The sequence below is a fragment of the Mycobacterium sp. 134 genome (assembly GCF_048282715.1).
In the GTDB taxonomy this organism is placed as follows: Bacteria; Actinomycetota; Actinomycetes; order Mycobacteriales; family Mycobacteriaceae; genus Mycobacterium; species Mycobacterium septicum.
This window is the reverse complement of the sequence record NZ_JBLVUN010000008.1, coordinates 3,605,713-3,618,275: the sequence shown is the minus strand read 5'-3', so window position 1 is coordinate 3,618,275 and position 12,563 is coordinate 3,605,713. Positions and strand designations below refer to the sequence as shown.

General features: G+C 68.6%; 11 protein-coding genes and 1 pseudogene. 10 read left to right on the top strand and 2 right to left on the bottom strand.

Going from position 1 to position 12,563, the window contains the following annotated elements; translation table 11 throughout:
* The first annotated feature begins 85 nt into the window (after nt 1–85).
* From alaS to ACNQVK_RS21940, 4 genes are read left to right on the top strand one after another with little or no spacing between them, the layout of a single operon-like run.
* A complete protein-coding gene (gene alaS / locus ACNQVK_RS21955; RefSeq protein WP_418031182.1) occupies nt 86–2,776 on the top strand; it encodes an alanine--tRNA ligase in 2,691 nt (896 codons plus the stop codon).
* Between the two features lie 4 nt (nt 2,777–2,780).
* On the top strand, nt 2,781–3,299 hold the full coding sequence (gene ruvX, locus ACNQVK_RS21950; protein WP_276125604.1) for a Holliday junction resolvase RuvX: 519 nt from the start codon (nt 2,781–2,783) through the stop codon (nt 3,297–3,299).
* Entirely contained in the window at nt 3,292–4,536 is a 1,245-nt protein-coding gene (locus tag ACNQVK_RS21945) for an endolytic transglycosylase MltG (protein ID WP_418031181.1), read from the top strand. Before ruvX ends, ACNQVK_RS21945 begins: the two co-directional genes overlap by 8 nt.
* Nucleotides 4,526–5,362 carry a shikimate dehydrogenase gene (locus ACNQVK_RS21940; RefSeq protein WP_418031180.1) on the top strand — a complete coding sequence of 279 codons (837 nt, stop codon included), beginning with the start codon at nt 4,526–4,528 and terminating at the stop codon, nt 5,360–5,362. The genes ACNQVK_RS21945 and ACNQVK_RS21940 overlap by 11 nt, the downstream gene beginning before the upstream one ends.
* A 4-nt stretch (nt 5,363–5,366) precedes the next feature.
* Here ACNQVK_RS21940 and ACNQVK_RS21935 read toward each other — a convergent pair whose 3' ends face one another.
* A complete protein-coding gene (locus ACNQVK_RS21935; protein ID WP_418031179.1) occupies nt 5,367–6,347 on the bottom strand; it encodes an NAD-dependent epimerase/dehydratase family protein in 981 nt (326 codons plus the stop codon).
* Between the two features lie 69 nt (nt 6,348–6,416).
* Here ACNQVK_RS21935 and ACNQVK_RS21930 point away from each other — a divergent pair, with 69 nt between their 5' ends.
* The 5 genes and pseudogenes from ACNQVK_RS21930 to aroB all read left to right on the top strand — a co-directional run bounded on the left by ACNQVK_RS21930 (nt 6,417) and on the right by aroB (nt 10,814).
* On the top strand, nt 6,417–7,295 hold the full coding sequence (locus ACNQVK_RS21930) for an LLM class flavin-dependent oxidoreductase (RefSeq protein ID WP_418031178.1): 879 nt from the start codon (nt 6,417–6,419) through the stop codon (nt 7,293–7,295).
* Between the two features lie 50 nt (nt 7,296–7,345).
* Nucleotides 7,346–7,771 carry an A24 family peptidase gene (locus ACNQVK_RS21925; RefSeq protein ID WP_418031177.1) on the top strand — a complete coding sequence of 142 codons (426 nt, stop codon included), beginning with the start codon at nt 7,346–7,348 and terminating at the stop codon, nt 7,769–7,771.
* Between the two features lie 46 nt (nt 7,772–7,817).
* Nucleotides 7,818–9,017 carry a chorismate synthase gene (aroC, locus tag ACNQVK_RS21920; protein WP_418034256.1) on the top strand — a complete coding sequence of 400 codons (1,200 nt, stop codon included), beginning with the start codon at nt 7,818–7,820 and terminating at the stop codon, nt 9,015–9,017.
* A pseudogene (locus ACNQVK_RS21915) lies at nt 9,017–9,523 on the top strand (shikimate kinase); the annotation flags it as partial. The gene aroC and the pseudogene ACNQVK_RS21915, both read left to right, overlap by 1 nt.
* A 211-nt stretch (nt 9,524–9,734) precedes the next feature.
* Nucleotides 9,735–10,814, top strand: coding sequence for a 3-dehydroquinate synthase (gene aroB / locus ACNQVK_RS21910; RefSeq protein ID WP_418031176.1), 1,080 nt, complete (start codon nt 9,735–9,737; stop codon nt 10,812–10,814).
* 52 nt (nt 10,815–10,866) lie between these two features.
* Here aroB and ACNQVK_RS21905 read toward each other — a convergent pair whose 3' ends face one another.
* Nucleotides 10,867–11,433: a B-4DMT family transporter gene (locus ACNQVK_RS21905; RefSeq protein WP_418031175.1), complete on the bottom strand. Its 567-nt coding sequence runs from the start codon at nt 11,431–11,433 to the stop codon at nt 10,867–10,869.
* Nucleotides 11,434–11,466: 33 nt separating this feature from the next.
* Between ACNQVK_RS21905 and ACNQVK_RS21900 the strand changes: the two genes are divergently transcribed.
* Entirely contained in the window at nt 11,467–12,552 is a 1,086-nt protein-coding gene (locus ACNQVK_RS21900) for a M24 family metallopeptidase (RefSeq protein ID WP_418031173.1), read from the top strand.
* The last annotated feature ends 11 nt before the right edge of the window (nt 12,553–12,563 follow it).

The following is a 12,563-nucleotide window of genomic DNA, read 5'->3' as shown; positions in this document are numbered from 1 at the left end:
ACGCGCAGAACGGTAATGTAAAGCGGTCGAACTGATGGTTGCCTGCGCAACCCCAGCCACCCACGAACACGAGGACACGAGCAACGTGCAGACACACGAGATCAGGAAGCGCTTCCTCGATCATTTCGTGAAGGCGGGCCACACCGAGGTGCCCAGCGCCTCGGTGATCCTCGACGACCCCAACCTGTTGTTCGTCAACGCCGGCATGGTGCAGTTCGTGCCCTACTTCCTCGGTGCCCGTACGCCGCCGTGGGACCGCGCCACCAGCGTGCAGAAGTGCATCCGCACACCTGACATCGACGAGGTGGGCATCACCACCCGGCACAACACCTTCTTCCAGATGGCCGGCAACTTCTCGTTCGGCGACTACTTCAAGAAGGGCGCCATCGAGCTGGCCTGGACCCTGCTGACCAACCCGGTCAGCGAGGGCGGCTACGGATTCGACCCGGAAAGGCTGTGGGCAACGGTCTATCTGGACGACGACGAGGCCATCGCGCTGTGGCAGGAAGTCGCCGGGTTGCCGCTGTCGCGCATCCAGCGCCGCGGCATGGCCGACAACTACTGGTCGATGGGCATCCCCGGGCCGTGCGGCCCATGTTCGGAGATCTACTACGACCGCGGCCCCGAATACGGGATCGAGGGCGGCCCGGAGGCCAACGAGGACCGCTACATCGAGATCTGGAATCTCGTGTTCATGCAGAACGAGCGCGGTGAGGGCACCTCGAAGGACGACTTCGAGATCCTCGGCCCGCTGCCGCGCAAGAACATCGACACCGGTATGGGCGTCGAACGCATCGCCTGCCTGTTGCAGGACGTGGACAACGTCTACGAGACCGACCTGGTGCGTCCGGTGATCGATCTGGTCGCCGGGATCGCCCCGCGCGGATACGGCGCAGGCAACCACGAGGACGACGTCCGCTATCGCATCATCGGCGACCACAGCCGCACCGCGGCCATCATCATCGGCGACGGGGTCAGCCCCGGCAACGAGGGCCGCGGTTACGTGCTGCGCCGCCTGCTGCGCCGCATCATCCGCGCGGCCAAACTGCTCGGCGTCGAGGAGCCCATCATGGGCCGGCTGATGTCCACGGTGCGCGACGAGATGGGCCCGTCGTACCCGGAACTGGTCACCGACTTCGAGCGCATCAACCGGATCGCCGTCGCCGAGGAGACCGCGTTCAACCGGACCCTCGTCGCCGGCTCGAAGCTGTTCGACGACGCCGCAGCCAAGACGAAGCGCGCGGGAGCCTCCAAGCTGTCCGGTGACGACGCGTTCACCCTGCACGACACCTACGGCTTCCCGATCGACCTCACGCTGGAGATGGCGGCCGAGGCCGGCCTCGCGGTCGACGAGCAGGGCTTCCGGACGCTGATGGCCGAGCAGCGACAGCGCGCCAAGGCCGATGCCGCAGCGCGCAAGCAGGCCCACACCGATCTGTCCGCATACCGCGAGCTGGTCGACGCCGGGCCCACCGAGTTCACCGGCTTCGACGAATTGTCCACTGAAGCAAGGATTCTCGGCATCTTCGTGGACGGCAAGCGGGTGCCCGTGGTGACCCACGAAGGCCTGGAGGCCGATCGCGTGGAGCTGATCCTGGACCGCACCCCGTTCTACGCCGAGTCCGGTGGCCAGATCGCCGACGAAGGAACGATTTCCGGCACGGGTGCCTCGGTCGCCGCCAAGGCCGCCGTCACCGATGTCCAGAAGATCGCCAAAACCCTGTGGGCGCACCGGATCAACGTCGAGTCCGGCGAGTTCGTCGAGGGCGACACCGTCACCGCCGCAGTGGATCCCAAGTGGCGCCACGGCGCCACCCAGGGGCACTCCGGCACCCACATGGTGCACGCCGCGCTGCGACAGGTGCTGGGCCCCACCGCCGTTCAGGCCGGTTCGCTGAACCGCCCGGGCTACCTGCGGTTCGATTTCAACTGGCAGGGCGCGCTCACCGACGATCAGCGCTCGCAGATAGAAGAAGTCACCAACGAGGCCGTCGAGGCCGACTACCAGGTGAACACCTTCCTCACCGCACTGGACAAGGCCAAGGCGATGGGCGCGATGGCGATGTTCGGCGAGAACTATCCCGACCAGGTTCGCGTGGTCGACATCGGCGGGCCGTTCTCGCTGGAACTCTGCGGTGGCACCCACGTGCGCAACTCGGCCCAGATCGGCCCGGTGACCATCCTCGGCGAGTCGTCGGTCGGATCCGGTATCCGCCGTGTCGAGGCCTACGTCGGTCTCGAATCCTTCCGCCACCTGGCCAAGGAACGCGCCCTGATGGCAGGCCTGGCCTCGTCGCTCAAGGTGCCCTCCGAAGAGGTGCCCGCCCGGGTGGCCAACCTGGTCGAGCGTCTCAAGGCCGCCGAGAAGGAACTGGACAAGGCCCGCCTGGCCAACGCCCGGGCCGCGGCAGCCAACGCGGCCGCCGGCGCCGAGACCATCGGCAAGGTCCGGGTCGTCGCCCAGCGGATGGCCGGCGGCATGTCGGGCGGCGATCTGCGCACCCTGGTCGGCGACATCAAGGGCAAGCTCGGCAGCGACCCGGCGGTGATCGCGCTGATCGCCGAGGGCGAGGACGACGCGGTGCCCTTCGTGGTCGCGGTCAACCCGGCCGCTCAGGATCTGGGGCTGCGCGCCAATGAGCTGGTGAAGCCGTTCAGCGCGGCAGTCAACGGCCGCGGCGGCGGCAAAGTGGACATGGCACAAGGTTCCGGTAAGGGGGCGGCGGGTATCGACGCGGCATTGGCCGCGCTGCGCGCCGAGATCGGCCGGGGCTAGCTTCGTGTCCGACACGGTCGACGACCGGCTACCGGACCGCCCAGGGGATGACGACCCCGGACGTGGGCGGCGCATCGGCATCGACGTCGGAACCGTGCGGATAGGCGTGGCCAGTTGCGATCCCGACGGGATATTGGCCACTCCGGTCGAGACCGTTCAGCGGGACAAGCGTGACCGGTCGGGCAGACATCTGCGCAGACTGGTGACGCTGATCGGCGAGTACGAGGCCGTGGAGGTCGTCGTCGGCCTGCCGCGCACGCTCGCCGATCGCGCCGGCAGCTCAGCCGTCGACGCCATCGAACTGGCCGATCTGCTGGCTCGCCGAATCGCCCCGATACCGGTGCGACTGGCCGACGAGCGGCTCACTACTGTTTCGGCTCAGCGGTCGTTGCGTGAAGCGGGAGTCCGGGCAAAGGGACAGAAGGCGATGATCGACCAGGCCGCTGCGGTTGGCATTCTGCAGAGCTGGCTGGATCAGCGGCGTGCGGCTCTGGCTGCGCGCGGAGAGGGCATGGATGGCTGAGAAGTGGGGCGCCCACAAAGCGAAGCCCGAGGTGGTCGGACCACCGCGGCGCGGGCTGAGCAAGGCCGAGCGGGCCCGCAAGGCCCGCAACGACCGGAAGCGCCGTGTCACCAGGGGCTTCTCCATCGCAGCTCTCATCGTGGTGTTGATCGGAGCGGTGTTCCTCGGTTCCAGGCTGTGGCACGGCATGTCGGGCTCCTCCGGCGACTACGCGGGTGACGGTGTCGCCGATGTCGTCATCCAGGTCCACGACGGCGATTCCACGACGGCCATCGCCAAGACGCTGCAGGACAAGAAAGTGGTCGCGACGGTCAAGGCCTTCGTCGACGCGGCCCACAAGAACGAGGCGATCTCGGCGATCCAGCCCGGCTTCTACAAGGTGCGCACCGAGATCCCGGCAGCCAACGCCGTTGAGCGACTGGCAGATCCGGACAGTCGGGTGGGCAAGCTGACAATCCCGGAGGGGCGCCAGCTCGACGACACCGCCGACGTCAAGACCAAGGCCGTCACCGAAGGCATCTTCACGCTGATCTCCCAGGCCTCGTGCGTCGAACTGGACGGCGAGAAGCGTTGCGTACCGGTCGATGAGCTACGTACGGCTGCACAGACCGCACCCGCTGCCGCGTTGGCGGTACCCGACTGGGCCGCGGCTCCGGTCGCGGCGATGCCCAACGATCACCGCCGGCTGGAAGGGCTGATTGCGCCCGGCACCTGGAATGTGGACCCGGCGGGAACGGCGCAGGACATCCTGTCCACCCTGGTCGCCGGCAGCGCCACCCTCTACACCCAGAGCGGTCTGCTCGACACCGCGGCGGCGATGCAGATGTCGCCCTATCAGATCCTCACGGTCGGATCCCTCGTGCAACGCGAAGCCAAGCCCCAGGACTTCTCCAAGGTGGCGCGGGTGATCTACAACCGGCTCGCCGAACACCGCAAGCTGGAGTTCGACTCGACCGTGAACTATCCGCTGGACCGCCAGGAAGTGGCGACCACGGACGATGACCGCGCCAAGGTCACCCCGTGGAATACCTATATGAGCCAAGGGCTTCCGCAGACGCCGATCTGCTCGCCCGGCACGGATGCGCTGGCCGCGGCCGAGCGTCCGGCCGAGGGGGACTGGCTGTACTTCGTGACCATCGACCTGCAGGGCACCACGCTGTTCACGCGCGACTACGACCAGCACCTGGCCAACATCGAACTGGCCCAGCACAACGGTGTCCTCGACAGTGCCAGATAGGCGGCTCGCCGCCGTGCCAGATAGACCGGACACCGGCCGCAAGGCCGCCGTTCTGGGCTCGCCGATCACGCATTCGCGTTCGCCGCAGCTGCACCTGGCCGCCTACCGGGCGCTCGGGCTGCCGTCGTGGACCTACGACCGCATCGAGTGCACGGCCGAACAGCTGCCCGGCCTCGTCGGCTCGCTGGGCCCGGAATGGGTCGGACTGTCGGTCACCATGCCGGGCAAGTTCGCCGCACTGGAGTTCGCCGATCAGCGCACCGAACGCGCCGAGCTGGTCGGCTCGGCCAACACCCTGCTGCGGCTGCCCACGGGTGGCTGGCGTGCCGACAACACCGATGTCGACGGGGTGGTCGGAGCGCTCGGTGCGGCCGGTGACTCGGCACTGGTGATCGGATCCGGCGGCACCGCCCCGGCCGCCGTGGTGGCCCTGGCCGAACTCGGCGTACAGCGGATCACCATCGTGGCGCGCGATGAGGGCAAGGCATCGCGGCTGGTGGAGTTGGCCGGCCGGTGTGGCGCGCAGGGCAGCTGGTGCGACATCGGCGGCACGGCGCTGACCGGCGCGGTGGCCACCGCCGATGCGGCCGTCAGCACGATCCCGGCCGACGCGGCCGCCGCCTACGCGGGCACGCTGGCAGGCGTGCCGCGCGTGCTCGACGCCATCTACGACCCGTGGCCCACGCCGCTGGCCCAGGCCGTCGAGGCGGCGGGCGGTGAGGCGATCAACGGACTGCAGATGCTGCTGAACCAGGCCTTCGCCCAGGTGGAGCAGTTCACCGGGATGCCCGCTCCCAAAGAGGCGATGCGCGCCGCACTGGGCTGAGCCTTCACGGGGCGAACGTGCCCCGGTGGTAGGAGCTGTAGAGGTATTCCTTGGACCCGACCAGACGCGCCAGCGGGGACTGGACCGTGTTCTCGGTGTCCACCATTTGCGCGATCGAGGCCAGGTCGTATCTCGGGCACCAGCCCAGATCGGTACGCGCGCGGGCGTTGTCGTAGACCCGGTCGACGCGGGTGGGAAAGCGCCAACCGCGCCGTGCCCACACCTCGGCCGCCTGGGGCGCCCGCCGAGCGAACACACCGGCGGCATCGGTCCGCAACTGCGCAAGGTCCGCCGGCAGGAACGGCGTGGTCGCGGAGACGATGTAGCGGCCGAAACCGATCCGGGGGGCGGCGGATGCAGCCAGCAGATGCGCGTCGACGGCGTCGTCCAGTGAGACTCGGCGTGTCGCGTATTCATCGGCCTTGACGTTGGCGTCGGTCCGGCCGTCGTGGGCGTCGGGCCTGTCGTCGGTTTCCGGGAAGAACCGGGCCACCCGCAGCACCACGCAGGGCAACCCGTGGTTTCGGTGCGCCAGCTGACACAAATCCTCGGCCGCGGCCTTGGTGACGCCGTACATGTTCTTGGGCACCGGCGTCACCGACTCGTCGATCCACGCCGCCGGTCGCTCGGCATCGGGCACCAGCGCGTCTCCGAAAACTGTTGTGGAAGAGGACATGACGAAGGCCTGGGCACCGGCCTCCGTGGCCCCCTCCAGTAGTGACAGCGTCCCGCTGACATTCGTGTCGACGAAAGCCTGCCCGGGCACGAACGCCAACTGCGGCTTGTGCAGCGTGGCGGTGTGCAGCACCACGTCGGCGCCCGCCATCGCGGCCCGGACAGCTACGGGATCGGTGATAGAGCCGACCCTGTCGGTCCACGGCGAGGGCCGGATGTCCATACCCGCCACGTCTTCACCGCGGGCACGGAGGGTGCGGACGATCGCCTCACCAAGATGGCCGGAACTACCGGTGACCAGTGTTCGCACGACTCGACCGTGTCATACCGCCGCAAGCGATTTTCCGGGCAGCATCCGGGCGCCCGTAGGGTGGCGACCATGACCCAGTCCGGCCACCGGCCGCGGGTCGGGGTGGTGTTTCGTCCCGACCGCTCACCCGAGACCCTGCCCAGCACCGCAGCTGCCGCGCAACGAGCCGGCATCGACGAACTCTGGTTGTGGGAAGACTGTTTCCTGCAGGGCGGCATCGCGCAGGCGGCCGTCGCACTCGCCGGCAGCGAGACGCTGACCGTGGGCATCGGGGTGCTCCCGGTGCCGTTGCGCAACGTGGTGTCCACGGCGATGGAGATCGCCACCCTGGCCACCATCTATCCGGGCCGGGTCCGGGTCGGGATCGGTCATGGTGTTCAGGCCTGGATGCGCCAGGCCGGGGCCGCGGTGCCGTCCCCGCTCACGCTGCTGCGCGAATATCACGCCGCGCTCAGGCTGTTGCTCTCCGGCAGATCGGTCAGCACCGACGGCCGGTTCGTGCGTCTCGACGGTGTGCAACTGGAATGGGTTCCGCCTCAACCTGTTCCGTTGCTCATCGGCGGTACCGGACCGAAGACCCTGCGGCTCGCCGGCGAGATCGCCGACGGTGTGATCATCGACAGCGTCAACACCCCTGCGTCGGCCCGGGCGGCGCTCGGACATGTCGCCGCCGAGCAGGCTCAGCGGGTCAGCTCTCCACCTTTCGCAACGGTGCAGTACCTGGCGTGCGCACCCGGTGCGGACGGCCGGCAGCTCCTCGATGACGTGGCGGTGGAGCGTGGGCTGGACTCCGGCGGTTACGGCGTCAGCGGCACCGTAGCGGAGATCGTCGCGGCGGCGTCCGCGTATTCGGCCCAGACGTTGGTGTTCCAACCGATCGAGCCGTCGGTCGACATGGACGGATTCACCCGCACCGTTGGCGAAGTGGCGACTGCTCTGCGGCTGTAGCCCGCCAAGAGGCGATGAGGGCCGCCCCATCTGCGCCTTAACCTCGATTGATGGGGGTGGGGGTAACCGTCATCGCGTGCGTCTGGCTGCTGGTGCTCAGCGGCTACGACATCGCCGAGCGCAGGCTGCCGAACTGGCTGACGCTTCCTGGCGCACTGCTGGTTCTGGTGGTGGCGGCAGTGGCGGCCCGCGGCCTCGCCGCACTGGCCGGGGCCGCGGCCCTGTCGGGTCTGTACCTGGCGGTGCATCTGCTCTCGCCGCGCGCCATGGGCGGGGGAGACGTCAAACTCGCCATCGGGCTGGGGGCGATGACCGGTGCGTTCGGCATCGATGTGTGGCTGCTGGCCGCGCTGGCAGCACCCTTGCTCACCGCGGGCCTCGCATCCGGCGCCGCGGTCCGCGGTATCCGCACCGTGCCGCACGGGCCATCGATGTGTACGGCCACTGCCGTCGCGGTCGCCCTGGCGCTGGTGTAGCCGGCGGATTTCAGGAGGCAAACCCCGACGTGGGAGAATGACACCCGTGTTGCGTTGGACCACAGCTGGTGAATCCCATGGCCGCGCCCTGGTGGCCATGCTCGAAGGGATGGTTGCCGGCGTGCCCATCACCTCAGAGGAGATCGGGGCACAGCTCAAGCGTCGTCGTCTCGGCTACGGCCGGGGTGCCCGGATGAAGTTCGAACAGGACCAGGTCACCATGCTGGCCGGGGTGCGTCACGGCACCACCCTGGGCGGGCCGATCGCCATCGAGATCGGCAACACCGAATGGCCCAAGTGGGAGACCGTGATGTCTCCGGACCCCGTGGACCCGGCCGAACTCGACGTAGCCCGTAACGCCCCGCTGACCCGCCCCCGCCCGGGCCATGCCGACTACGCCGGCATGCTCAAGTACGGCTTCGAAGACGCCCGCCCGGTACTCGAACGTGCCAGTGCACGCGAGACCGCTGCGCGGGTGGCGGCCGGCACCGTGGCCCGCGCCTTCCTGCGTGCAGCGCTCGGTGTTGAGGTCGTCTCGCACGTCATCTCCATCGGCGCGTCCAAGCCCTATGACGGTCCGCCGCCGCAGTTCTCCGACCTGGAGGCGATCGACGCGAGTCCCGTTCGGGCGTTTGACGAAGCCGCTGAGTCGTCGATGATCGCCGAGATCGAGGACGCCAAGAAGGACGGCGACACCCTCGGCGGTGTCGTCGAGGTCGTGGTCGACGGTCTGCCGATCGGGTTGGGCTCGTTCACCAGTGGCGACAACCGCCTCGACAGTCAGCTCGCCGCCGCGGTGATGGGCATCCAGGCGATCAAGGGTGTGGAGATCGGCGACGGCTTCGAGACCGCGCGCCGTCGCGGCAGTGTCGCCCACGACGAGATGTACCCGGGCCCCGACGGGGTCCTGCGCTCGACCAACCGGGCCGGTGGCCTGGAAGGCGGCATGACCAACGGCCAGGCGCTGCGGGTCCGGGCCGCGATGAAGCCGATCTCGACCGTGCCGCGCGCGTTGGCCACCGTCGACATGGCGACCGGCGAAGAAGCCGTCGCCATTCACCAGCGTTCCGACGTGTGCGCGGTTCCGGCCGCCGGTGTGGTGGTGGAGACCATGGTCGCCCTGGTGGTGGCCCGGGCCGTGCTGGAGAAGTTCGGTGGGGACTCGCTGGCCGAGACCCGCGCCAACATCGACGCCTACCTGCGGGCTGTCGCCGAGCGCGAGCCCGCGGCGCAGGCCCTGGGCTGATGGCCCCCAAGGCGGTACTGATCGGCCTGCCGGGTTCGGGCAAGTCGACCATCGGCCGCCGGCTGGCCAAGGCGCTGAACCTCACGATGCTCGACACCGACGCCGCGATCGAGGAGACCACCGGCCGCACGATCGCCGACATCTTCGCCACCGACGGCGAGGCGGAGTTCCGCCGCATCGAGGAAGAGGTCATCCGTTCGGCGCTGGCCACCCACGACGGGGTGCTGTCCTTGGGTGGCGGCGCGGTCACCACCGCTGGAGTGCGTTCCGCACTGGCCGGCCACACCGTCGTGTACCTGGAGATCAGCGCGGCCGAGGGGGTGCGCCGCACGGGTGGTTCCACGGTCCGGCCACTGCTGGCCGGTCCCGACCGGGCCGAGAAGTTCCGTGCCCTGATGTCCGAACGGGTGCCGCTCTACCGCCGCGTCGCGACCATGCGGATCAACACCAACCGGCGCAATCCTGGCGCGGTGGTGCGCACCATCGTCACGCGACTGGAAAACCCCCCGGTCCAGAAACAGCCGCAGAAACCGGCGCAACAGCCGCGGACGGCCAAGCGGCGCCGGCGTCGTCCGCCGTGGCGGCGTGGTGCCGCATCCGGATCCTCGTCCGGTTCCGAGGCCAAGGGCGGCAACACTGCGGCTACCTCCTCCAATACAGAATCTGCAGCCATACCCACCCCCGCGGCCCTGGCCGCTCGCAACGCGGAGCGACATGATGACTGACCCGGTAATCGTCGAGGTAATGGTGGACCGGCCCTACCCGGTCATCATCGGAACCGGCCTGCTCGCGGAGTTGGGTAACACGCTCGAAGGCCGCCACAAGGTGGCGATATTGAATCAGCCGGTGTTGACCCAGACCGCCGAAGCTATTCGGCAACACTTGGCCGACAAGGGAATTGAAGCTCACCGTATCGAGATCCCGGATGCCGAGGCGGGCAAGGAGCTGCCCGTCGTCGGCTTCATCTGGGAAGTGCTGGGGCGCATCGGTATTGGTCGCAAAGACGCGGTGGTCAGCCTGGGCGGGGGAGCGGCGACGGACGTTGCGGGCTTTGCTGCGGCCACCTGGCTTCGCGGTGTCGACATCGTCCACGTGCCGACCACCCTGCTGGGCATGGTCGACGCGGCGGTCGGCGGCAAGACCGGGATCAACACCGATGCCGGCAAGAATCTCGTCGGTGCGTTCCATCAGCCGGCCGCGGTACTGGTCGATCTTGCGACACTGGAAACGTTGCCGCGCAACGAGATCGTCGCCGGGATGGCCGAGATCGTGAAGGCCGGCTTCATCGCCGACCCGGTCATCCTCGATCTGATCGAGGCCGATCCGGAGGCCGCGCTTGACCCCACCGGAACCGTCCTGCCCGAACTCATCCGCCGCGCGATCGCGGTCAAGGCCGAGGTGGTTGCTGCCGACGAGCGCGAGTCGCAGTTGCGCGAGATCCTCAACTACGGCCACACTCTCGCGCACGCCATCGAGCGGCGCGAGCGCTACAAGTGGCGCCACGGCGCCGCGGTGTCCGTGGGATTGGTGTTCGCGGCCGAATTGGGCCGGCTGGCCGGACGGCTCGACGACGAGACCGCCGACCGGCACCGTTCGGTGCTGACCGCGCTGGGGCTGCCGGTCAGCTACGACGGCGACGCGCTGCCCCAGCTGATGGACTACATGGCAGGCGACAAGAAGAACCGCTCGGGAGTGCTGCGGTTCGTCGTGCTCGACGGGCTGGCCAAGCCGGGCCGCCTTGAGGGCCCTGACCCGTCGCTGCTGGCGGCCGCATACGCAGAAGTGGCGCGGGCCTGACTGCCCGCGCCACGTGCGCCTGAGTTCTGCTTCGCCCTGGTGGGCGTGCCGGTTACTGCTTGGGTTGCTCGGGGTATTCGACCGGGGCCTCGGCGTCGGCATTTTCCGACGCGCCGTTGGCGCTCACTGCGGCGAACACATCGGTGTCGGCGCGCTCGTCGGCTGCCAGGCCGTGGTGGCGCTGACGCGGCATCGGCGGGGCCTTGCGGTCCACCAGCCAGCGGCCCACGGTTACGCCACCAACGCCGAGCAGGAACACCAGCAGCGCGGTGAACGCCGCGAATGTGGTGACCTCGTTGAGCAGCGCATCGGTGTAGAGGCTCTTGTAGAACAGCCCGATGAACCACGCCACCGCGCCGCTGACGACGCCGGCGAACAGGCCGGCGATCAGCCAGGTCATCGCCATGTCGGCACGACGGTCCGGATCCGGATTGGCCCGTGCGTCGGACTGGCCGTCGAACAGGCCCCAGATCAGTACGCCGATTCCGAACAACGTGACCAGCCCCAAGCTGAACCAGGTGGCGTTACCCGGCGAGGCGTTGATCAGTGCTCCTTGCAGTAAGCGCACGATGACCATCGCTGTTGCGAACACCACTCCGCGCAGTAACCACTTGCTCATGGGGGCACACTGTAGCGAGTAGCGTCACAGACCGTGACTATTTCCCAGCGCAGGGACCGACTGCGGCGTCGGCTGGCCGACTTGGGCCTGGACGCGATGTTGGTAACTGACCTGGTCAACGTGCGTTATCTGTCCGGATTCACGGGTTCCAACGCGGCCCTGTTGATCCTCGCCGAGGACACCACTCCGGTGCTGGCCACCGATGGGCGCTATCGCACGCAGGCCGCGCAGCAGTCCCCGGACGCCGAGGTGGTCATCGAGCGGGCCTGCGGGTCACACCTGGCCGGGCGCGCCGCCCGTACCGGCGCCCTGCGGTTGGGTTTCGAGAGCCATGTGGTGACCGTCGATGCCTATGCGGCCCTGAAGAAGGCGGCCGGCGACACGGTCGAGTGGGTGCGCGCGGCGGGCACCGTGGAGGCGCTGCGCGAGATCAAGGACGCCGGCGAGATCGCGATGCTGCGACTGGCCTGCGAGGCCGCCGACTCGGCACTCATGGATCTGCTGGAGCGTGGCGGCCTGCGTCCGGGCCGGACCGAGCGCGAGGTGCGCAACGAGCTGGAAGCCCTGATGCTCGACCACGGCGCCGACGGGCCGTCCTTCGAGACGATCGTGGCGACCGGCTCGAACTCGGCAATCCCGCACCACCGGCCCACGGAGGCGGTGCTGGCCGCGGGAGACTTCGTCAAGATCGATTTCGGTGCCCTGGTGGAGGGCTATCACTCCGACATGACGCGCACGTTCGTGCTGGGCCCGGCGGCCCAGTGGCAGCTCGACATCTATGACCTGGTGGCCACCGCACAGCAGGCCGGGTGCGACGCGCTGGCGCCCGGGGTTTCGCTGAGCGCGGTGGACGCGGCATCGCGCCAGGTCATCGCCGATGCCGGCTACGGCGACAACTTCGGTCACGGCCTCGGCCACGGTGTCGGACTGCAGATCCACGAAGCGCCGGGAATCAACGCCGCCGCCGCCGGTACACTGCTTGCTGGCTCTGCGGTCACCGTTGAGCCAGGTGTCTACTTGCCCGATCGCGGCGGTGTCCGGATCGAGGACACCCTGGTCGTCGGAGAGGCGGCACCCGACCTGCTTACCCGGTTCCCCAAGGAACTGGCCATTTTGTGACAAAAGCTTAG

What these genes read in the sequence shown, in the direction of transcription:
- ACNQVK_RS21945 (WP_418031181.1), top strand. Translation starts at nt 3,292, where the DNA reads ATGGCTGAGAAGTGGGGCGCCCACAAAGCGAAGCCCGAGGTGGTCGGA.
- ACNQVK_RS21930 (WP_418031178.1), top strand. Translation starts at nt 6,417, where the DNA reads ATGACCCAGTCCGGCCACCGGCCGCGGGTCGGGGTGGTGTTTCGTCCC.
- ACNQVK_RS21925 (WP_418031177.1), top strand. Translation starts at nt 7,346, where the DNA reads ATGGGGGTGGGGGTAACCGTCATCGCGTGCGTCTGGCTGCTGGTGCTC.
- aroB (WP_418031176.1), top strand. Translation starts at nt 9,735, where the DNA reads ATGACTGACCCGGTAATCGTCGAGGTAATGGTGGACCGGCCCTACCCG.
- ACNQVK_RS21905 (WP_418031175.1), bottom strand. Translation starts at nt 11,433, where the DNA reads ATGAGCAAGTGGTTACTGCGCGGAGTGGTGTTCGCAACAGCGATGGTC.